19 protein-coding genes and 2 tRNA genes are annotated in these 20,082 nt (G+C 62.5%); 8 read left to right on the plus strand and 13 right to left on the minus strand.

The annotated features are described in order from the left end of the window. The first annotated feature begins 76 nt into the window (after positions 1–76). On the plus strand, positions 77–439 hold the full coding sequence (locus tag HNQ39_RS20005; RefSeq protein WP_184200867.1) for a VOC family protein: 363 nt from the start codon (positions 77–79) through the stop codon (positions 437–439). A 59-nt stretch (positions 440–498) separates the two neighbouring features. Here the strand turns inward: HNQ39_RS20005 and HNQ39_RS20010 are convergent, their stop codons facing one another. Further along, positions 499–1,488 carry a TlpA family protein disulfide reductase gene (locus HNQ39_RS20010; RefSeq protein WP_184200871.1) on the minus strand — a complete coding sequence of 330 codons (990 nt, stop codon included), beginning with the start codon at positions 1,486–1,488 and terminating at the stop codon, positions 499–501. Positions 1,489–1,571: 83 nt separating this feature from the next. Between HNQ39_RS20010 and HNQ39_RS20015 the strand changes: the two genes are divergently transcribed. Beyond that, positions 1,572–2,699: an acyltransferase family protein gene (locus HNQ39_RS20015; protein WP_184200874.1), complete on the plus strand. Its 1,128-nt coding sequence runs from the start codon at positions 1,572–1,574 to the stop codon at positions 2,697–2,699. A 5-nt stretch (positions 2,700–2,704) separates the two neighbouring features. After that, entirely contained in the window at positions 2,705–4,294 is a 1,590-nt protein-coding gene (locus HNQ39_RS20020) for an amidohydrolase family protein (RefSeq protein ID WP_184200877.1), read from the plus strand. Between the two features lie 430 nt (positions 4,295–4,724). Here the strand turns inward: HNQ39_RS20020 and HNQ39_RS20025 are convergent. From HNQ39_RS20025 to HNQ39_RS20060, 8 genes are all read right to left on the minus strand, one after another. Then, a tRNA-Gly gene (locus tag HNQ39_RS20025) sits at positions 4,725–4,795 on the minus strand. A 29-nt stretch (positions 4,796–4,824) separates the two neighbouring features. Beyond that, positions 4,825–4,898, minus strand: a tRNA-Pro gene (locus HNQ39_RS20030). Between the two features lie 40 nt (positions 4,899–4,938). After that, positions 4,939–5,766 carry a tyrosine-type recombinase/integrase gene (locus HNQ39_RS20035; RefSeq protein ID WP_221290145.1) on the minus strand — a complete coding sequence of 276 codons (828 nt, stop codon included), beginning with the start codon at positions 5,764–5,766 and terminating at the stop codon, positions 4,939–4,941. A 10-nt stretch (positions 5,767–5,776) separates the two neighbouring features. Continuing rightward, entirely contained in the window at positions 5,777–7,828 is a 2,052-nt protein-coding gene (locus HNQ39_RS20040; RefSeq protein ID WP_184200883.1) for a protein O-mannosyl-transferase family, read from the minus strand. A gap of 33 nt (positions 7,829–7,861) precedes the next feature. Then, positions 7,862–9,736, minus strand: a complete 1,875-nt coding sequence (locus tag HNQ39_RS20045; RefSeq protein WP_184200886.1) for a protein kinase family protein — start codon at positions 9,734–9,736, stop codon at positions 7,862–7,864. A gap of 7 nt (positions 9,737–9,743) precedes the next feature. Then, the gene (locus tag HNQ39_RS20050) at positions 9,744–10,400 is read right to left on the minus strand and encodes a YkgJ family cysteine cluster protein (RefSeq protein WP_184200889.1); all 657 of its coding nucleotides are present in this window, start codon (positions 10,398–10,400) and stop codon (positions 9,744–9,746) included. Then, positions 10,385–10,738, minus strand: coding sequence for a hypothetical protein (locus HNQ39_RS20055; protein WP_184200892.1), 354 nt, complete (start codon positions 10,736–10,738; stop codon positions 10,385–10,387). Before HNQ39_RS20055 ends, HNQ39_RS20050 begins: the two co-directional genes overlap by 16 nt. 14 nt (positions 10,739–10,752) lie before the next feature. Beyond that, positions 10,753–13,449, minus strand: a complete 2,697-nt coding sequence (locus tag HNQ39_RS20060; protein ID WP_184200895.1) for a DUF1553 domain-containing protein — start codon at positions 13,447–13,449, stop codon at positions 10,753–10,755. A gap of 18 nt (positions 13,450–13,467) precedes the next feature. On the opposite strand from HNQ39_RS20060, the gene HNQ39_RS20065 reads away from it, so the two are divergent. Further along, positions 13,468–14,127, plus strand: coding sequence for a glycoside hydrolase family 16 protein (locus HNQ39_RS20065; RefSeq protein WP_184200898.1), 660 nt, complete (start codon positions 13,468–13,470; stop codon positions 14,125–14,127). Here HNQ39_RS20065 and HNQ39_RS20070 read toward each other — a convergent pair. Beyond that, a complete protein-coding gene (locus HNQ39_RS20070) occupies positions 14,114–14,689 on the minus strand; it encodes a GNAT family N-acetyltransferase (RefSeq protein WP_184200901.1) in 576 nt (191 codons plus the stop codon). The genes HNQ39_RS20065 and HNQ39_RS20070 overlap by 14 nt on opposite strands. Positions 14,690–14,773: 84 nt before the next feature. Here HNQ39_RS20070 and surE point away from each other — a divergent pair, with 84 nt between their 5' ends. Further along, positions 14,774–15,541 carry a 5'/3'-nucleotidase SurE gene (gene surE / locus HNQ39_RS20075; RefSeq protein WP_221290148.1) on the plus strand — a complete coding sequence of 256 codons (768 nt, stop codon included), beginning with the start codon at positions 14,774–14,776 and terminating at the stop codon, positions 15,539–15,541. Here the strand turns inward: surE and HNQ39_RS30660 are convergent. The 3 genes from HNQ39_RS30660 to HNQ39_RS20090 are packed head-to-tail and all read right to left on the minus strand — an operon-like array spanning position 15,538 to position 17,315. After that, the gene (locus tag HNQ39_RS30660; RefSeq protein WP_184200904.1) at positions 15,538–16,215 is read right to left on the minus strand and encodes an NfeD family protein; all 678 of its coding nucleotides are present in this window, start codon (positions 16,213–16,215) and stop codon (positions 15,538–15,540) included. The two genes, surE and HNQ39_RS30660, sit on opposite strands and share 4 nt — an antisense overlap. Beyond that, positions 16,216–16,611 carry an anti-sigma factor family protein gene (locus HNQ39_RS20085; RefSeq protein ID WP_184200907.1) on the minus strand — a complete coding sequence of 132 codons (396 nt, stop codon included), beginning with the start codon at positions 16,609–16,611 and terminating at the stop codon, positions 16,216–16,218. Positions 16,612–16,643: 32 nt separating this feature from the next. Beyond that, positions 16,644–17,315, minus strand: coding sequence for an RNA polymerase sigma factor (locus HNQ39_RS20090; RefSeq protein WP_184200910.1), 672 nt, complete (start codon positions 17,313–17,315; stop codon positions 16,644–16,646). Between the two features lie 181 nt (positions 17,316–17,496). Here HNQ39_RS20090 and HNQ39_RS20095 point away from each other — a divergent pair, with 181 nt between their 5' ends. The 3 genes from HNQ39_RS20095 to HNQ39_RS20105 are packed head-to-tail and all read left to right on the plus strand — an operon-like array spanning position 17,497 to position 20,074. After that, positions 17,497–17,784 (plus strand): FeoA family protein, encoded by a 288-nt coding sequence (locus tag HNQ39_RS20095; protein WP_184200913.1) that lies wholly within the window; start codon positions 17,497–17,499, stop codon positions 17,782–17,784. Beyond that, positions 17,781–19,886 (plus strand): ferrous iron transport protein B, encoded by a 2,106-nt coding sequence (gene feoB, locus HNQ39_RS20100; protein WP_184200916.1) that lies wholly within the window; start codon positions 17,781–17,783, stop codon positions 19,884–19,886. The genes HNQ39_RS20095 and feoB overlap by 4 nt, the downstream gene beginning before the upstream one ends. Positions 19,887–19,888: 2 nt before the next feature. Beyond that, a complete protein-coding gene (locus HNQ39_RS20105) occupies positions 19,889–20,074 on the plus strand; it encodes a FeoB-associated Cys-rich membrane protein (RefSeq protein WP_184200919.1) in 186 nt (61 codons plus the stop codon). Positions 20,075–20,082: the final 8 nt, after the last annotated feature.

The following is a 20,082-nucleotide window of genomic DNA, read 5'->3' on the forward strand; positions in this document are numbered from 1 at the left end:
GGTATAGTGCGACCATGAAGCAAAAAAGCGTTTGTATCTGCCGTCCTATTGGCGCACTAAAGGAGAAGTCATTTAAATGAACCTGACTCCCGTCGAGATAAAAGCCTTTATCCCCGCGCAGGACTTTGCCCTCTCCAAGGCATTCTATGAGGCAGTCGGCTTTACGGTTGGCTACAGCGATGACGACCTTGCGTACATGGTCTGTGGAAACACCAGTTTTCTGCTCCAAAACGGCTACGTCAAGGAGCTCGCAGAGAACCTGGCGATGCACTTGCTCGTGGAGAGTGTCGACGACTGGCATGCGCACCTGAGCGAACAAAAGCTTGCGGAGCGCTTTGGCACTCAGCTCGGTGCGCTGGTCGATCAGCCCTGGGCGATGCGGGACTTCGTTTTCCGGGACCCAAGCGGCGTCCACTGGACAATCGCCCAGAACACCTAAAAAGTCAGCGAGCCGGAGCGCAGGTGCGCTCCGGCTCGGGAAGCCAACCCAAACAGAGACTAGCCCTTGCTCTTGTAGAGGTCGAGGCGCTCTTGCATCTCTTTCTTGGTGGCGGCATCGACTCCGGCGGGGAGTTTGCTCAGCGCCTTGATCTGGAGCGCGAGCGCTTCCTTGACATTGCCGGCCTTGTAGTGCACGAAGGCCAGGGTATCGAGGATCATGCCATCGTTGCCCTTGGTCAGATCGACCGCTTTCTGGGCCAGGGGCAGAGTCTTGTCCTTCAGCTTGGCGAGCTGCTCAGGGACAGGCTGCTTGCCCTCCGCGATCATCCAGGCGATCTGATTGAGCGACTGTGCCACCTGCGGTCCCAGCGCCGGGGTATCCGCGACTGCCTGATCGAGAAGCTTAAACGCCTCGTCGAGGTTGCCCTCCAGCATGAGCGGGTTGAACTTCTGCGCAAACGACTGCATCTTCTTCTCCGCCGCCTGCTCCGCGTCCATGCGCTTCTTCTCGGCCGCGAGGTCCCATTTACCCGCCGTAATCTTGGTGAGCGGCTCCTCCATCTCCATCGGGTGCCCGATCCAGGCTACCTTGCCCGCCTTGTCGATAATAAAGGCGGTCGGGATTCCGTTCTGGCCGGCGGCATCCATCCAGTTGGTACTCATAAAGCCACGCTGGGACGCCGTGTCAATGGCGACATTGTAGTTCATCTTCGCCCCCATGTCCTTGACGAACTTGGCGACCTTGGCCTGGTAGTCCGGGCTTCCCTCGTTGATGCTCACCCCCAGAAAGTCCGCCTTGCTCTGGAACTTCTTTGCCAGCTCGGTCAGGTGCGGGATGCTCACTTTACACGGGCCACACCAGGTCGCCCAGAACTCCACCACATGGACCTTCCCCTTAGCCAGCGACGTGACCGGGGTGCCCTTGACCCACTTGCTGAGCTTGAGCGCGGGAGCAGCATCCCCCAGCTTTAGCTCCGCATGGGCCGAAGAGACCAGTGAAAACGCCAGCGCCATGGTCAGAGCCGGCGCGACAAACGAGAAACGCATAGTTGAAGTTTCCTTTCCTTCGCTTATTGTACGGCACGCTTGCCCTCGCTGTTCCCAAGCCACTGTCCGATAATGAAGCCAGTATGACCACCACGGAGCCGCAGAAACACTATCCTTTTGTCGATGGCATTCGTGGCTTGACGGCATTTTATGTGGTTTTGAACCATATCTGGACCCGGTTTGTCGCGACCGCCGAGGCGAGCAGCCTTCCCCCGTGGTTCCACCTACTCAAGTTTGGCCACGCCGCCGTGGCGATCTTTATTGTTCTCTCCGGTTTCTGCCTGATGCTCCCCATTGCCCAGCGCGACGGCTTGGCGCTCGTGGGGGGCGAGGGGGGCTTCCTTCTACGCCGTGCCCGCCGGATCCTCCCTGCCTACTATGCCGCGATGGCCCTCAGCCTTCTGCTAGGGATTGTGTGGCCTGTGATCCTACCTCCCCACTCCCGGGAGTGGGAGAGCCTGGTCGGGCATGTGCTCCTTGTCCAGAACTGGACCCCACGCTGGTCGATCGCCATCAATGGGCCGTTCTGGAGTATCGCGCTGGAGTGGCAGATCTACTTTGTCTTTGCGCTCCTCTTGCTCCCGGTGCGCCGGTCGTGGGGTAGGCTCGCGGTGGTGGCCGTAGCCGGTCTAGTCGTGGCAGTGGCCATGCTCTTGCGCCTCGGTGGGACAAGCCCGTGGTTCTTGCTTCTGTTTGTGCAGGGCATGCTCGCGGCGGAGTGGCTCGCCCGCCCACCGCTGCTCTCGACCACTGCACTGTCCGTGATTGCCAGCGTGCTGGTGCTCCTCTCGGGCGGCGCTGAGATCACGATCTGGCGCGATAGCTTCCCCTGGCCGCGGCTTGCTTGGCAGGGGCACGTGCTCCTGATCTCGCTCGACCTGCTCCTGGGAAGCGCGACCGTCGCCGTACTGCTTCTCGGTGCGCGTAGGGTGCAGTCGGTCCCCTTTCGTGGGCTCTTCACGCTCCTGGGTAGCCGCTACCTCGTCCTTTTGGGGAGCTTTTCCTACAGTATCTATCTGCTCCACGATCCCCTCCTTGCCTTAGGCCTTACGGCGGCGATCCCCCTGATTGTCGCGGCCCCGATGCAGGCCTTTCCCTTTGTGCTCTGTACGGTCCTTCCCGTGACCCTGGGGCTCTGCTGGCTCTTCCATCTCGCGTTTGAGCGGCCTTTTCTACGGCGCACGCCGGGAGTGCCCAAGCAGGTACAATAGCGCCTGTGACCCTCCCCTTCGATCTGATTCTCTCTGGTGGTTTAGTCGCGGATGGCCTAGGCTCTCCGCTTGTCCGTGCCGATATCGGCATTGTTGGTGACAGAATTACGGCAATCGGCGAGCTCGGCGCGCGCGAGACCCGCCAGACACTCGATGTCACGGGGCAGGTTGTCTCCCCCGGCTTTATCGATATCCACACCCACTCCGATGTCTCGGTGCTCTTTACCCCTGGGATGGAGTCGTCACTAGCCCAAGGCGTGACCAGCGAGGTGGTCGGGAACTGTGGAATCTCCCTTGGGCTCGCGACCTCCGCCCCCGAGTTCTCTTTGGAGCGCCGCTGGCTGGAGCAGGCCGGAGGTGCCCTTAGCTGGAGTGATCTGGGCGGCTTTCTCCAGCGCGTCGAGGAGAGCGGGATGGCGATCAATGTCACCACCCTCGCGGGGCACGGGAGCCTACGGAAGCGTGTCATGGGTATGGACCAGCGCGCGCCCTCGGAGACCGAGCTCCGGGCGATGCAGCACGAGCTAGAGCGTGCCCTCGATGCCGGCGCGATCGGGCTATCGTCGGGGCTGGAGTATGTCCCGGGCAGCTACGCCGACGTGGCGGAGCTCACCGCACTCGCGAAGGTCGTGGCTGCGGCCGAGGGGTTCTACGCCACCCATCTCCGCGATGAAGGCGATCTCCTGGAGGAGTCGGTCGCAGAGGCGATCGCGGTCGCGGAGGGAGCAGGGCTACCGCTCCAGCTCTCGCACCACAAGGCCGAGCGCCGGCGCAACTGGGGTAAAGTGCTCTCCACACTTGCCCAGGTGGACGCTGCCCAGGCGCGGGGGGTGGATATCCTCCTCGACCAGTATCCCTACACCGCCTACCAGACCAGCCTCGCGGTGATCGCCCTCCCGACCTGGGCGAATGCGGGCAACCCGGAGGACCTTGCGGTCAAGCTCCGGGACCCCGACCTCCGCGCTCGCGCCCGCGAGTGGATGGGCGAGCTAGAGCGCTCGGGGGGAATCTCCTGGGACTCCGTTGAGATCGCCTCCTGCCCGACCGCAGCGTTCGTGGGAAAGAGCATCACGCACCTCGCCGCCGAAGCCGCCTGCGACCCGCGTGACTTTATCCTCTCGCTCCTCTCGGAGGGCACAGGCTGGGTAAGCGCCGCCCACTTCGCCATGAGTGAGCAAGATGTCGCCCATGTCCTCTCCGATCCCCGGGTCATGATCGGCTCGGACTCCGTGGCGATGAACCCCCATGCGCCCTCTGCCGAGGCCCATCGGCCGCACCCGCGCTCCTACGGCACCTTTGCCCGAATCCTGGAGCGCTATGTCAAGGAGAAGGGCCTGCTCTCTCTGCCTGAGGCGCTCCGGCGCATGACCAGCCTCCCGGCCCAGCGCCTGGGATGGACCAACCGGGGGCGACTCGTACCGGGGGCAATCGCCGATATTACCGTGTTCTCCCCCACGGCGATCCAGGAAAACGCGACCTTTGTCGCCCCCCATGCGCTCGCCACGGGCGTTCGTGTCGTCCTGGTTTCTGGGGAGATCACCTGGCGAGATGGTGTCCCGACGGGCGCACGGGCCGGTAAGGTGATCCGAAGATAGAGAAACACACTATATTCCTGTCGGTTTTTCGTAAGATTACCGATATAGAGAAAGTAAGTGAACGGTACGTATGGTACAAAATCCTGCTCTCGTTGCGGCCATATCAATGAGTCCCATCGGCTCACCTGTCGGCAGTGTAGCCTTGCCCTGACAGCAGGGTCGGTTGATGTTATGCCTGGCGGGGCGAGCGCAGCTCCGTGGTACACCACCGCAAAAAGTACCGTTCCCATCGTCATCTGCTCCCTGATCGTCTTGTTCACGATGACCGTGATCGGGATCAACGCGGCCTTCAAGCACGATAAAGTGCGCCAGCATACGCTACAACAGATTAAGATCAAGGCGGAACAAGAAAGAGCCAAGAAGGCAGCCGCTGCAAAAGCAAAACGAAGATCTAGCTCGTCGCGGAGGAGATAGGTTTGCGGAGGGGAAGAGCGGGCGGGGGGAATCGAACCCCCGTTATCTGCTTGGAAGGCAGGAGCTTTACCATTAAGCTACGCCCGCAAACTGGGTGCGTCCTCGTCTTGTTGGTATCGGGGCGACAGGATTCGAACCTGCGACCTCAACATCCCAAATGTCGCGCTCTACCAAGCTGAGCCACGCCCCGACGAGGTGCGAAGAGTAGTATACCGCCTTTTCGAGATTTATCAAGCGCGGGGATGGCTTGCGCGGTAGGCACGCCGAAGATTTTCTGTGGCGACATGCGTGTAGATCTGGGTCGTCGCAATCCGGGCATGCCCCAGGAGCTCCTGGATCACCCGCAGGTCGGCACCGTGGTTTAGGAGATGGGTAGCAAAGCTATGCCGAAGCCAGTGTGGCGACGGGCGGTCGCCGAGCCCCGCGGCCATGACATTGTCCTTCACGGCCCGCCAGAGGGTCGTGCGGCCCGCTCCCCCAAAGACCCGGTCCGTGGGCTTGGCTCGCTCGGGCCGAAGGCGTGCCAGGCTCTCAAAGACGACGGCAGCCAGGGGCACCTGGCGCTCTTTATCTCCCTTGCCCCGCACCAAGAGCGTGCCCCGCTCCTCGCTCACATCCCCCCAGCACAGCCCGACTGCCTCAGAGAGACGCAGTCCCCCCGCGTAGAGCAGCTCCAACAGTGCTGCATCACGCTGCCCCTGCGGGGTCGTCCGGTCCGGGACGCGAAGCAGGGCGAGGAGCTGCTCGGTAGTCAGTGTATGGGGGAGCTTGCGCTCAGGGCGTGTCGGGGTGTCGATTCCCAGAACGGGGTTGCTCTCCAGGACCCCCTCTCGTGCAAGAAAGCGGCAGTACGACGAGAGCGCGGCGCGTTTGCGGGCGACACTGGCCCCAGCCCGCCCCTGTCTCTGGAGCTGTGCCAGGTACTGCTCGATCCCACTAGAGGTTAAGGGCAGACCGGTGCTCTCCCACTGCGCCAGATCCCGCTGGTAGGCAAGCAGGGTGTTCTCCGCAAGGCCACGCTCGGCACGCAGGTAGGCAAGGAAGGACTCGACACTCACGCGATGCAGTCTACCGTGAACCAAGCTGACGCGTCACCAGCTGCAAGTTGGCACGCGCCGCTTCGTTCTTGGGACTGAGGGCAAGCTCCTGGGCAAAGAGCTCCTTTGCGGCCTCCAGCTGCCCACTCTGAGCGAGCAAAACCCCCAACGCCAGGCGCGGCCCCTCAAGCGTAGGCTCGACTTCAATGGCTTCCAGATAGGCGCTACGAGCCTCGGGGAGCCTCCCGAGGTTCTCATAGCTCGTCCCTAAGCAGTACCACGTCCGCCCCGAGCGGCTCAGGTAGGTGCAGGAGAGGCGCAGTGCCTCCGCCGCCTCGGGCCAGAGCCGACGTTCGTAGAAAAAGGCACCACGGCTCTGGTGGACAAGCCCACGCATCTCACGCTCCAGCCGGTGTTCCTTGCCCGTTGCTTCCTTGAGGAGCTCAGGATGCTCGAGCTGGAGGTTCTTCTCCGCCAGACGAATCTCCTCGTCGGAGACCGGTGCCTCACTTACCTCAAAGAGCCAACCGGCAGGACGTAGGTACTGGGAAGCACGAGGGTATCCGGCGTAGTACTCGATAAATATCCTCGGGAGCGGCTGGCCCGGCGTGAAGATCGGAGCATGAAAGGGTGGGGCTTCCGTGGTCAAGCGAACCAGGTAGTCCGACTGTGCCTGCGTGTTCCAAGCGCCCTCGCCGCCTTCGGAGAGCACGCGCTCCATTGTCACTAAGGAAGGGTTGCTCAACACCCGGAAACGGGAGTGCGCAGGAGAGAGCGCCGACGGCCCCGTCTTCGTGTAGGCCGCATAGCCAAGCATCAGAGTCAGGTTGTCGCTTGATGCGATTATCAGAGCATCCTTTGGCAAGGGAGCAAGGGTATCGGTGAGAAACTGCTGGGGCGCGGTGAAGTGTCGGAGTGAGTGGCTTGTCACGGCCTGAAGTGCTCCCCAAACGACGAGACCCACAGACAAGAGAGTCACCACAAGCCGTCCCTTTTCAGCGAACCGGCGGGCACACCCTTCCGCACCAAAGCAGGCCAGGAGTACCGCAAATGTGTAGAGGGGCAGGTGCCAGTCTTTGACCCCATAGTCGCGGAGATACATCAGATCGATTCCGGCCTGGTGGAGGTGTGCCCAGAGAAGACCGCCTGTGTAGATGCCCCCTAGTCCCAGGAGCAGCCCCAAGAGAGGACGATACCTTTGCCACAAGACAACCCCGCCTAGCACAGCAAGCAGGAACCCGAGAGGACCAAGCTGTCCCCAGAAGTCGTAGCTCTGCAACCACTCCTGAACAAAGCCAGACGGTGCGGCGCTCAGGGGACGCTGCTGCCACTGCTCGCGTAGAACCACCCGAAGAAAGCGCTCAAAGGTATCCGCATTCCCAAAGTCGATCGTCGGATCCACCCGTGAGCGCAGGGGAATGTACAAGAAGATCAAGAGCCCGAGCAGGAGCCCCAGAATCCCCTCCCCCGCGCTCTTGACTCGTCGCGTTCGGGGAACAAGATAGACCGCTAGTCCGAGCAAGGGGATCAAGATTATCTGGCTAGGGTGGTTGCCGATCGCAAGCCCGATCAGCCCCCCAAGTACCAGGCCTAGCCGGTGCTTGCCTTGGAGCGCGATCTTGGTCAGGACAAGGAGCACCCCCATCCAGAGAGCGGTCTGAAGCGTGTACTGCTCGGTGATACAGGACTGCTCGACAAAGGTGGAAGAGCCTAAGAGTTGTGCGGGCACCAGCAGCAGAGGAAGGTGGTCACCACGGCGGTCTCCAAACAGCTGCCGGCTCCCGAGGCGGGCTAGGGCGATCGTGGTGGTGATTGTCAAGGCTCCCCAGAGACCGCTGAAGAGATTTGTCAAGTACGCCGCCTCCCACAAGGGAAACAGTCGCTGACCGAGAGCAACAAATCCCCAAGCAAGGAAACAGTAGGTGGGAGCGCCCGGTGCGTGTGGAATCCCCCCCGACTCCGCCGCGAGGGCAAACTCTCCGCTATCGTGGTAGGTCAACCAAGGAGCTGCCCCCCACCATAGGAGAAGGATGCTGATCAAAAAGGCAACGAGGAGCCCAAACCGGTCAAGAAGCACTCGCATTTGTAACAGTATCGGTACTGTAGACAAAATTGGTTATAGCTTGAGGAACGGAAGTAGCTTCTTCAGGTACGCGCGAAGATTCGTCTCTGGAAACTGCTCTCGCTCACGCTCCAGCCGATTGGCCTCACGGGTGAACTCGGCGACCTCCATCTCCAGGCGCTGGACATCGGCGGAGACATTCTTGGCCGACGCATTGTACTTGCGCCACTCGTCCTCGAACTCTTTCTCCATCTCGCGGCACCAGGTCTGGAGCGTGGTGATCTGGTGCTGGGGAATGCCGGGGAGGGTCGTGCGACGAGAGAGCTCTAGGGCGTTGGTAATCCCGGCAGACGCCAGCTCACGCTTGGTGTTGACCGGCATGCCATGGATCGTGATGACCCGGTTGATCGGCACCTGGCGCAGCTTCTCGGCGACATAGTCGGCTTGGGCGCCCTGTGCCGCCTGGAGGGCTTGGGGAGAGGCTCCGCGGTTGCGCGTGGCGACTCGGTCCCTGCGCTCGGCGGCCAGCTGGTTCATCTTGGCGATCTCTGCCTCAAGCTCATCGAGGATCTTACGCTGGGGCCAGTTGCTGTAGCCCAGGTACCCCGCAGACGCCACCCACATCAGAAAGACCAGGGGGAACCACGGCCCCAGTGCCGTCTGGGCAAGGGCCAGCACCAGGAGAAGCACCGAGGCAATCGCCACCCGCGTCCACATCAAGTTTGTTGCTTCTTTTGTCTGGTGGGACTGCTCGTTGAGGAGGATCAGGTAGCGGAAGACATCTTTTTGCGCTTGACGCTGGCCTCCCGGCCGGAAGCTGGTACCGGCCTGCCACCACTTGTCATGGGTCACCACCTCACTGTAGGTCCGAATCCAGTCTAGGTTGTCGGCCTTTTCCAGCCGCTCTTGGGCACTAGGCTCGGGCGGGCCGACAAGCTCGGCGGGCAGTGGCTGGGGCTCTTGCGTCGAGATCACCGGGAGCAGGGTTGAGTCCGGCCCATGCGCGAGGGCATCTTGCAGGCGGGCGAGGGAGTCGGCCAAGGCTTCATCGCGGTCGAGCTCCGCTTGGGCACGGAGCGCGGCAAAGACCGGAGAGCCCGCCGGATCACGCAGATCGGAGGCCTTGAAGAGCAGGCTCTCGCCGTCGCCAAACTGTACCCAGAGCGCGGGATTTCGGGCAAGAGCGAGTAGTGCAGTCTGCATCACTAGGCAGGCGAAGCGATCTAGGCCGACTCCAAAGTGCTGGACCTGGCGCTCCGGGTGCTGGTAGTTGGGGTGTCCCAGCTCGGGCGAGGGATAGCCCTCCAGACCGGGCACAAACATCCCGTCATAGTCCACCAGGGTGACTTGTGTGCCGTCGGGTGAGATCAGGAGGTTGTCGTGCTGCCAGTCGCCGTGTGCCATGCCCGCCGCCTCAAGGCGCTGGAGGAGTGCCCCAAGCTCCTCGGCAAGGCGACGCAGGCGCTCTGGCTTCTCTCGGTTCTCCTCGACCCAGCGTCCCAGGGGTGTCCCCTGCGCCCACTGCATCGCGATAGTCGGGTACCACTTGCCCGCGATCCGAATCCCACTCTCTACAAACCGGAACGGAACAAAGACATCATCGAGTGCGGCGATCTTTGTCGCAAGCAGGCGGTAGCGCGTCCCCCGCGTGATCCCGTAGCCGTCTTGGGGGGTGGTGAAGCAGCGCAGCGCCCAGTCGGCACCATCGTGGCCGCGCAGCCGAAAGACCACGGCAAAGCGCCCCGTGTAGGCAATCGGGAGCCCCTGCCGGTTCTCGGCGACCTTTGCACCTGTGAGGAGGGGGTCCCCCAGGCTGAGTCCTGGGCTTTGGATCGCCTCGCGATAGGCCACGGCATCGGGCCACTCACTTCGCCCTTGCCGGGTGCTACTTAAACTACTGGCGCTGGTCTCCGCCGGATTGAGCCTCATGTACCCGCTATTTTACCTCAACCAGCGTGTCCAACCAGCGATTGAGCGAGGCAATGTGGAGCAACATCTTCTCCTCCGGGTCGTTGGGAACCACCCACCCCCTGTCGGCGATACACTGGTCGGCGTCTAGCAGGGTTAGCACGTCCCAGGCAACCTCCCCCGGCTCGTCGTCGGCGTGAGCGGTTGCCAGCAGGCTCTGGACCCGCTGGAAGACCTGGTAGTAGAGCTCCGCCGCGCGAAAAAACGACTCGACCTCTTGCGCCTCCAAGTACTCTCCAACCGTCCCCGACAAGCCGTAGTCCCCCTCCGACTCGGGATGGGGCTGGACCTCGCAGAAGCGCTCCTCCCCCGTGCTCCGCACCATGCGCCCAAGGGGATAGAGCCGACAGGCGGCGGGTCGTCCGGCATGGACCGTGCAGCCCTTCTCCCCCAGAAAGACACAGGGCTGCCCCGGCCTCTCCCGAACCGCGAGAGCTGTCCCCTCCTCCGTGAAGCGCTCCAGAAACACGCCGGTCGAGACCCCCACTACCTGAGCAAGCCGGATGATCTCGTAGGGGTTGAGCGGGATGCGTTTCTCGTAGCAGCAGCGGTTACACTGGCGGCAGGTGTAGGAAAACGGGCTCTGCCGGGTCAGGGTAAACGCGGCGTCTAGACTCGCTGCCACTTGATCTGGATCGTATCGGAGTAGAGCGTCTCAGGTTTCCCGCCGGGAGCGGTCCGCATACATTTCCAAGTGAACATCACGGTATTGTCCCCCGCGATCTTTTCGAGGACGCTACGAGGAATCTCTGGGCTCTCGAGGAGCGCCAGCTGGTTGCCCACATTGAGCTTGACCGTGAGGCGGTTCTCCTTCATCTGAACCAGGCTCTGCCTGCCCAATTTTGTCGCACCGTCCTGTGGAGCGGCTTCGGCACTCTCCGAGATACAGAGACCCGCACCGAGGAGGGTTCCGAGCTGGGCGAGCTTGAGGGCATCGCGTCGGGAGATAGATTTATCTTGCACTTTCGTTCCTTTTGCTAATCGACATAGAGAAACTCATTGGCAGCCAGCAGAGTCTGGCACCAGGCGGCCCAAGCACGCTCGGTGGGGACAACTTGTGCCGCCCGATTGAGGAAGCGTCGCGCGGTCGCAAGCTCCCCCGGCAACGGGAGGCGCTGGAAGGCGCGCTCGTAGGCCTGACGAATCTTTGCATCGTCGTCGCCGGTGAGGGACTTGGCAAAGGCCTGGGCCTGGGCCATCACCAGAGGACTATTGAGCAGATAGAGTGCCTGGGGCGAGACCGTGGTCGGGGTTCGCTTGGCATTGACCATGCTGGGATCGCCGAAGTCGAAGGTCCCAAAGAAGTCGTAGACCGCGTTTCGGATCACGGGCAGGTAGATCGCACGGCGCGGCGCATCGTACTGGGCTTTGTTGGCCGACTGGTCGTTGGTGACATAGTCGTAGTCCTTGCTTCCCAGCAGAGAGCCGCCCATGGTCGTGTCCAGGGTCCCCGCCACGTAGAGCAGGCTATCGCGGAGCGGCTCGGCATCCAGGCGGCGGCGGTTCTGACGCCAGACCAGCTTGTTCTCGATATCCTTCTTCTGCCCCACGGGGTCGGTGTAGCGGCTGGCCTGCTGGTAGGTGTCCGAGAGGACAATCCGGCGGATCAGCTTCTTCATGCTCCAGCCATCGTCGGTGACAAACGAGGTCGCGAGGTAGTCGAGGAGCTGGGGATTCGACGGCTTATCGCCGCGCAGTCCCCAGTTATCGGCGGTCCCGACAAGGCCCTCGCCAAAGAGCTTCTGCCAGACACGGTTCACCGCCACACGGGACGTCAGCGGGTGATCCGGGCGGGTGAGCCAGTACGCAAGCTCCTTGCGCCCGCTCGACTTGGGCTGCTCCAGCGGCTGGCGCGTGCCACCACAGAGCACCGATGGAAACCCGCGCGGGACCAGGTCGCCCAGAGTCTGGGTGTCGCCGCGGATGTGCACCTTGACATCCTCGATCTTGGTGTTCTCGGTGACACACATCACCATGGGCGGGCTGGGCTTCTTGGCCTCCAGCGCCTTGAGCGTATCTTGCGCGGTCTTGAGGGCCTTCTCGGCTCCGGCAAGATCCAGATCGGTCTTGCCCATGGGCACGAGGGCGATCCGGCTAAAGTGCGGGATAGCCCCGTTTCGCTCGATCCGCACGGTGCAGAGACCGGCCTCAAGCTGCTGCACGCCCGCAGACTCCCAGCGCTGGTCCTCTTCTTGCCAGCCGCCTGTCGTGCTCGCCGCGATCTTCTTCCCAAGGTTCTTTCCCGCGACCGTAAGCACCACGGGCCGCGACTCCTCGGCGGCGTAGCGCAGGTAGACCTTGTAGCGCCCCGCTGTCGGAACCGAGAAGTCCCACTCCGCAAAGGTCGGGGAGCCGTTGCTATTGATCGACTTAGGGCCGTACTGCTCCTTGCCCAAGCGCTCGCCACGGTTAAACGCCGATGCATCGGCCAGCAGGGCCTTACCATTACCGTTGAGTGCACCGTCGAGCTGCTTCTTGGCCTCGTCGACGGCTTGGAGGGCGGGACCGAGCGACTGCTGGTAGGTTGCCAGCTCCGCCTTCAGGGTTGGGCTGGAGAGCGGCCGCTCGTACCAGCGCGCGACCGTGTTGAGGGTCTCCATCGTGCGGGTCGACTTAAAGATCCCCGCGAGGGCGTAGTAGTCTTTCGTCGCAATCGGGTCGAACTTATGGTCGTGGCAGCGCGCACACGCCACGGTCAGCCCGATCACGGACTTGGTGACCACGTCGATCTGCTCATCGACAATGTCCATCACCATCTTCTCTTTGTCCGGCTCGGCCAGCACCTTCGGCCCCAGCACAAGATAGCCCGTCGCCGTGAGCCGCCCCGCGTCCTCGCTGTCGTTGCCGGTGAGCATCAGGTCGCCGGCGAGCTGCTGACGGATAAACTCATCGTAGGGTAGGTCCCGGTTCAGTGCCTCGATCACCCAGTCCCGGTAGCGCCATGCCTGCGCGTGGGCCGTGTTCTCATCCAGTCCGTTGGAGTCGGCATAGCGCGCCACATCCAGCCAGTGCCGCCCCCAGCGCTCCCCGAACTGCTTGGAGGCGAGCAAGCGATCTACCTGTTTCGCGAAGGCCGCCGGCGAGCTATCCGCCAGAAACGCCGACATCTGCTCTTGGGTCGGGGGCAGGCCGATTAGATCGAAGCTCACGCGCCGCAGGAGTGTCCGCTTATCGGCACGGGGGGCAGGGGTAATCCCGTTCTTCGCCAGCGCCCCAAGGACAAACGCATCGATCCCGCTCTTCTCCACGGGCGGCTCCAGCGGGCGCTTGGGGGAGATAAACGACCAGTGCTTCCCCACAGAGACCGTCGGGGTCTTCGCCGTGGTTTGGGGCCAACTCGCCCCTTCCTGAACCCACTGCGCGATCCCCACGATCTCTGAGTCAGCCAGCTTGCCGCTCGGCGGCATGATGGGCTTGCCCCCTACGCCTTGCATCCGGCGCAGCGCTTCTTGTGCCTTGGCCAGGGAGAGCGGTTTGGTCAGGTCCAGCCCCGCCTGGGGCGACTGACCGCTATGGCAGAGCCCACACTTGGCCACCAGCACGGGGCGAACACGCGCCTCAAAGTGCTGGGACTGCGCCGGGGTGAGCGCCTTTATCTCGGGACTGGACTGAGCGAGCGCCAGCCCCACCAAACCAACCATCGGAACCATAGCAGCAAGCAAGGACAACTTCATGATGCTATTATAGCCCCAATGGAGCGCTTAAAGTTCGCAAATTTTCTCTGGGAAGTGCGGCAGTCGGCGGGGCTGGCCGGACCGGGGCCGAATCGCTTTGACAGGCGCAACGTGTCTCTCCTTCCGAGCGGCGCTCTCCAGCTGGAGGTGGCCCTGCGCGACGGAGCCTGGACCTGTGCGGAGCTGACTACGATCGAGCGCCTTGGGCTTGGGACCTACCAGTTTCAGCTCGTCGGGCACCCCGAGCTGCTCGATCCCCAGCTTGTCTTTGGGTTCTTCCCCTACCCCACGCCTGAGATCGGCCCCGACGGCACCCATGAGCTCGACATTGAGTTTGCGCGCTGGGGGGAGCGCACCAAGCCCTGTGGCAACTACACGGTCTGCCCCACTACCCTAGGCAAGCCCGCCACGACCCACCCCTTCCCTCTCAACGTGACCAGCGAGCTGTCCACCCACCGCATCGTCCGCCGCGCGGATCGGCTGATCTTCTCAAGCTATACGGGCCACCGCCGGCTGGGTGACCAGGCAGGCAAGCTTCATGAGTGGGAGTTTGCGGGCGAGCTCTCCCAGGCGGCAATGCCACTTCATGTCAATTTCTGGCTCTTTCGTGGTAAGGCACCGCAGGACGGTCAGGCTGCGTCGCTGACACTCAAAAACATCCAGTTTATCCGTGCTTGAGCGACCAGTTGGTAAAGCCTGGCAGGATCTCACGCTCCTCTTTGACCACGAAGCCGCGGCGGGTATAGAAGCGGACATTCTCCTCGGCCTGGGTCTCTAGGTAGATGGGGACGCCTTGCGCCTCGGCGCGGGCGATCCCCTGCTTGAGGAGCTCTCCCCCGATCCCTTGGCCGTGAAAGGCGGGATCGACAGCGAGGAAAAAAAGGTACCAGTGTTTCTCCGGTGCGTGTACTTTGTGCATCGCGGTGAGGGCACTGTCGATTCTCAGCAGGCCCGGAAGCGCTCCTCCGAGCTCCAGTGCGAGCCCGCCAAAACCGGTTCGCAGCATTCGTGGAAAGGTGAGGTGCTCGCCCCCTGGCGGGAGCCAGAGTGCGAGCCCCCGGTTCGCCTCGGCACTATCGGCGACTCCGTAGCGATTGGCGTAGCGAATCGCCGACTGATGGAGGGTTGTGGCTGCCCGTGCCCGGCGCTGGGTATCGTTGAGGAGCGTGGCAAAGAGCGAGTCGGCATCAAAGGCGCGGTCCAGCACTCCCACAAGGACACGTTCATCGTCGGTTGTCATCCCAAAAGCACCAACTTTCCCAAAGATTGGGACATCATACCTGAATCCCTTCCTGGTGGGGAGAATAGGGTACACTTGCCCGTTATGTCTTTGCGTATTCTTCTCTCCAACGACGATGGCATCCTTGCCCCTGGTATTCTCGCGCTGAAGAAAGCGCTCGATGCCGAAGGGTATCACGTGACAGTCTGTGCGCCAGACCGCCCCCGCTCCGCAGCCAGCCATGCGATCACGCTCCACAAGCCCCTCCGCGCCGTCGAGACCCGCCTCCCCGATGGCTCGCTGGGCTGGGCGGTCTCGGGGACGCCCGCGGACTGTGCGCTCCTTGGCCTCGATGCGATCTGTGCGGAGACCGGAGTGGATCTGGTGATCTCGGGGATCAACCACGGGCCGAATCTTGGCTGGGATGTGATCTACTCAGGGACGGTGGCGGCGGCGATGGAGGCGGTGATCTTGGGATTTCCGGCCATCGCGGTCTCGACAACCAGCTTTGGCCCGGACCTGCACTACGACACCGCTGCCCGGTTTATCGCACGTGAGCTCGTTCCCAAGGTGGTCGCGCACGGGCTGCCGCGGAACTCGCTGCTCAATGTCAATGTCCCCGACCTGCCCGAAGACCAGATCAAGGGCGTCAAGATCGCCAGCAAGAGCGAGCGACGCTACAAAGACCGGATGGAGAAGCGACTTGATCCCCGGGGCGGGGCCTACTACTGGCTTGGGGGCCTTCCCAGCGAAGAGCCCGCGCCCGCGGGCACGGATAGCGCGGTGACGGCGGAGGGCTATATCGCCGTGACGCCGCTTCACTTGGACATGACCTCCTACCCGTTGTTGGAGGAGATGAAGGGCTGGTTCTAGGCGACCAAGGCGACAATGGGATCGACGACGATCCTATCGCCTGCGATCTCGGTGATCTCGACTTCGATCCCCGGCTCTAAGAACTCGCCCTCGGTGACCACGGTGAGCTGGCGGCCTTCGATCACCACAACCCCCACGGGGCGGAGCGCGGTGACCACTTGGCCGCGCTTGCCGATCCAGTGCGACGGTAGCTCGCTGAAGGTCTCGGTGCCAGCCGCCTGTGCGACAAGCTCACGGCCGAGCTGCTTCCAGACCGGCGACTTGGGAAGATAGGCAAAGAAGGTCACGACCGAAAAAATGGTCACAGCCGCTGCCGCAGCAAGAGCAAAACCCGAGCTGTAGTGCTGCGCACCGCCGGTCAGGGAGAGATACATACCGCCAAAGACCAGCCCAAAGCCCAACAGAGCCGCGATTCCACGACCTGGCAGCAGGTGCGTCTCGATCAAGAGCAGGGCCACCCCACCAATCAAGACCGCGACCCCCACCCCGCTGACTGCGTGGGCAAGAAGGACGAGCGCAAAGAAGATCACGCCCAGTGTCCCGGTCACCCCCCAGGTCAGAGGCGTGAGCAGGTCGTGGAAGAGGAGCAGACACGCTGCCACGAGGAGCAAGATCGTGACCCAAGGCTGGGCGATAAATGCCTCGGCCTGGGACCACCACGCGACATTGCCCACCTAGCCCTCCCCTCCTGAGGCCAGGGAGTCCGGCATGACATACTTGCGCATTTGGTTCTCCGTGTTTAGCGCCACGGCCTGCGTGAAGAGGATCGCCCCTGACGCGAAGTTCGAGAGAAACCGGGCACCACGAAAGCGCCACCTCGCAAACACACCCATTCTCTCCTCAAGCTGGAACTGCACCAGCTTGGGCTCCAGCTCCGGCCAGACATCGATCACGGGCTCCCGAGCGGGAAGCTGGTGGAGAATCTGCAGGAGCGCACCGAGCTCCTGTGTCTCCTTGGCCAGGGCGGTGTCGCTCTGTAAAAGTCGCTCAAACTCTCCCAGCTTCTCCGGTGAGAGAGTCCCGTCTAGGTAGTCGGGCAGCGTTTCGATTTCACGTTGCTTGCTGTTCATCATATCCCTGCTCTTGTTTAGATCTCTTTGATTCATCGTCCGATCCCCCCGTCAAGTAGTGCGAGATGCGGCTGAAAGCGCTTCTTAAAAGCCTGTCGCGCTCGATGTATCTTAGACTTCACATTCACGATCGAAAGTTGCGTCACCTGCGAGATTTCATCGTAGCTAAGCTGTTCAAAATCTCTCAGGATCAGGAGCATCCGAGCCTCGGCAGGCAAGGTCGCCAGTACTTCATCAACCACTCGCTGGAGCTCGCGCACCTCGGAGATACGGCTGACATTCATGGTCTCGTCGATTGGTTCATTGCCCGGGTGGTCGTCCTGAGCCTCTTCGAGAGAGCCCTCATGCAGGACGTTTTTATGCCGCAAGTGGTTCAGACACGTGTGCCGCGCAATGGTGTAGAGCCAGGTCGAGAACTTCGAGTCTCCCCGGAAGCTCTTGAGGGACTTGAACGCCCGCAAGAAGACCTCCTGGGTGATATCGTAGGCCTCTTCCCCACGGACCATGCGCGTGATCATGTTAAAGATCGGTGTCTGGTACTTCCGAAAGAGCACCTCAAACGCCGCAACCTCTCCGGCAACAACCCGCCGCACCAGGGCCGCATCGGGGTCCGGCGCACGCAGCGTCGTCCCGCCCACTCCCGCAGCTACCGCCGGAGCCAGAGTCTGTGCTTTCCCACTTCTTAACACCTGAATCGCATCCATCTTCCCCTCCGTATCGAGGTGACGTACTTCCTCCGACACGCGAGCGGCACATAGGTTGCACACAACAACGAAAAAAAGTCGTCCGTCTCCGATAGAAAATATCGGCGACTTTTTTGGTCGGCGGTATTGCTCCGCACGATTGTATCTGATACATTGTATCGGTCTCTGAGGCGTTTGACGCATGCAAGAAGAGAAAATTATTGAAACAGCCTGTCCGGCAACCGAAGAAGTGTGCAGCCTCTGCTGCCTCCAACAGGGGCGCAGCGGTCGCGTCCTGAGTGTCAGTGGCCCCAACCGGTGCCGCCTGATGGAGCTGGGCTTCACCAGCGGTGCCGAGGTCAAGGTCGCACGCAAGGCCGCGTTTGGTGGCCCCATCGAGATCGAGCTCCGCTCGTATCGTCTCTCCCTGCGCCGTGAAGAAGCCGAAGGCATCCGGGTCGGGGTGGATACCACTGATACCCCCTCGTGAACAGACGGATCGCGCTGGTGGGCAACCCCAACAGCGGCAAGACAACTCTCTTTAATGCCCTGACCGGTCTTCGGCAGAAGGTGGGCAACTACCCGGGGATCACGGTCGAGCGCAAAGAGGGCACCGTTCCCCTCCCCGATGGCAGCTCCGTCACCCTGATCGACCTGCCCGGCCTCTACTCCCTGACTCCCCAGTCGCCCGACGAGCAGATCGCACGGGATATCCTGCTGGGCTACCGCGACGATACCCCGCAGCCTGAGGCGATTGTCAATGTGGTGGATGCGTCGAACCTGGAGCGCAACCTCTACCTCACCAGCCAGCTGGCGGACCTTGGCCTGCCCCTGATTGTCGTGCTGACCATGGGCGACACGGCGGCGCGGCGCGGAGTCGAGGTCGATGCCGAGGCGCTCTCCCGCGAGCTAGGGCTACCGGTCATTCCCCTCCACGCCGCCAGCCGCGCCGGGCTCAGTGAGCTCAAAAACGCCCTCGTCTCCCCGCCTCCGGTTCCGCCGCGCCGCCGCTGGCAGCTCCCGGTCACGGTGGAGGAGGAGGCAGAGGAGCTTGCCGCGCTCCTCACCAGCCAGCACCAGCTCTCCCCCGAGACCGCCTTCTCTGAGGCCGTGCTCCTGCTGGGAACCCCGGTCGCGCCCAAGACCACCCGCTGGAGCCCGGAGATCCTGGCGCACCTGCACGGCGACCACGAGCGCCTCACCCGCGAGGGCCACGACACCACCACCGCGATCGCGGAGGCACGCTACGGCGAGATCAACCGGATCGCACAGATCGTCATACGCCGCGCCGAGACCCCCCCGACCACCAAGACCGAGCGTCTTGACCGTCTCTTTCTGCATAAGTTCTGGGGCTATGTGATCTTTCTGGGCATCCTGAGCATTCTCTTCCAAGCCATGTTCACCTGGGCGGAGGTTCCCAAGGGCTGGCTGGAGTCGGGGATCGCGGCGCTCTCCGGTGGGATTCAAAAGGTGATGCCGGCGGGCGCGCTCCGCGACCTGCTCACCGAGGGGGTCCTGAGCGGAGTTGGGACGACCATCACGTTCCTGCCGCAGATTCTCCTACTCTTTCTCTTTATCGCGCTCCTGGAGGACACGGGCTACCTGGCGCGCGCCGCCTTTCTGATGGACCGCCTGATGAGCCGGGTCGGGCTGCACGGGAAGTCGTTTATCCCGCTGCTCTCCAGCTATGCCTGCGCGATTCCCGGGATTCTGGCCACGCGCACTATCGAGTCCCACAAGGCGCGCTTGCTGACCATCCTTGTCGCGCCCCTGATGAGCTGCTCGGCGCGCCTGCCGGTCTACTCGCTGCTGATCGCGGCCTTTATCCCCCGAACGACACTGGTGGGCTTCCATGTCGGCGGGCATGAGTTTGCCCTGCTGACGGTCCAAGGTGCGACACTCTTCTCGATGTACGCCCTTGGCACGCTCGCCACGTTCTTGATGGCCGCGCTCTTCAACCGAACTCTCCTCAAGAGCGAGCCACCGTCGTTCTTGCTGGAGCTGCCCCCCTACCGCAAGCCGATCTGGCGGACCCTGGGCTTCCGGCTCTGGGAGACCGCGTGGCAGTTCTTGCAGCGCGCCGGGACCGTGATTCTGGCCCTCTCGACCCTGCTGTGGTTCTTGGCGAGCTACCCCAAGGCTCCCGCCGAGACCCCCAAGGGCACCGCGATGGAGCGCTCCTACGCCGGGCAGCTGGGCCATGCGATCGAGCCGGTGATCGCGCCGCTGGGCTTCGACTGGAAGATGGGAATCGGGGTGGTGGCGTCGTTTGCGGCCCGTGAGGTCTTTGTCTCGACCATGGCGATCCTCTACCAGGCCGAGAGCGACGATGAAGAGCAGCAGACAACGGCACTTAAAGACCGCCTGGGTGCCGAGAAGCTCCCCGATGGCTCGCCGGCCTACACGCCGCTCGTGGCGGTCTGCCTGATGGTGTTCTATGTGCTGGCGATGCAGTGCATCAGCACGCTGGCGGTCGTGAAGCGCGAGACCAACTCCTGGAAGTGGCCGCTCTTTCAGCTCGCCTACATGACTTTTTTGGCGTGGTTTGTGACGTTTCTGGTTCACTCGATTGGAAAGGCCCTCGGGTACTAGCCATGCAAGAGCTCACGGTCTATGTCTTGGTCGCGGGAGCAACCGCCTATCTCCTGCGCCGCGCCTACCAGCGCCTGAAGTTTGGCGAGGGCGGCAACTGCCCCGGCTGCAAGGGCTGTGGAAAACCCGAGCCCCAAAAATTAATCCAGCTCAGCACAGTCCCGAGAAGGAAACCACCAATTACGTAGCGAACAAG

Source organism: Armatimonas rosea (genome assembly GCF_014202505.1).
Classification (GTDB): domain Bacteria; phylum Armatimonadota; class Armatimonadia; order Armatimonadales; family Armatimonadaceae; genus Armatimonas; species Armatimonas rosea.

Bases quoted from the DNA above. Each gene is read 5' to 3' on its own strand.
- HNQ39_RS20005 (WP_184200867.1), top strand. From the start codon at position 77: ATGAACCTGACTCCCGTCGAGATAAAAGCCTTTATCCCCGCGCAGGAC.
- HNQ39_RS20010 (WP_184200871.1), bottom strand. From the start codon at position 1,488: ATGCGTTTCTCGTTTGTCGCGCCGGCTCTGACCATGGCGCTGGCGTTT.
- HNQ39_RS20015 (WP_184200874.1), top strand. From the start codon at position 1,572: ATGACCACCACGGAGCCGCAGAAACACTATCCTTTTGTCGATGGCATT.
- HNQ39_RS20040 (WP_184200883.1), bottom strand. From the start codon at position 7,828: ATGCGAGTGCTTCTTGACCGGTTTGGGCTCCTCGTTGCCTTTTTGATC.
- HNQ39_RS20045 (WP_184200886.1), bottom strand. From the start codon at position 9,736: ATGAGGCTCAATCCGGCGGAGACCAGCGCCAGTAGTTTAAGTAGCACC.
- HNQ39_RS20060 (WP_184200895.1), bottom strand. From the start codon at position 13,449: ATGAAGTTGTCCTTGCTTGCTGCTATGGTTCCGATGGTTGGTTTGGTG.
- HNQ39_RS20065 (WP_184200898.1), top strand. From the start codon at position 13,468: ATGGAGCGCTTAAAGTTCGCAAATTTTCTCTGGGAAGTGCGGCAGTCG.
- HNQ39_RS20070 (WP_184200901.1), bottom strand. From the start codon at position 14,689: ATGACAACCGACGATGAACGTGTCCTTGTGGGAGTGCTGGACCGCGCC.
- surE (WP_221290148.1), top strand. From the start codon at position 14,774: ATGTCTTTGCGTATTCTTCTCTCCAACGACGATGGCATCCTTGCCCCT.
- HNQ39_RS20085 (WP_184200907.1), bottom strand. From the start codon at position 16,611: ATGAACAGCAAGCAACGTGAAATCGAAACGCTGCCCGACTACCTAGAC.
- HNQ39_RS20090 (WP_184200910.1), bottom strand. From the start codon at position 17,315: ATGGATGCGATTCAGGTGTTAAGAAGTGGGAAAGCACAGACTCTGGCT.
- HNQ39_RS20095 (WP_184200913.1), top strand. From the start codon at position 17,497: ATGCAAGAAGAGAAAATTATTGAAACAGCCTGTCCGGCAACCGAAGAA.
- HNQ39_RS20105 (WP_184200919.1), top strand. From the start codon at position 19,889: ATGCAAGAGCTCACGGTCTATGTCTTGGTCGCGGGAGCAACCGCCTAT.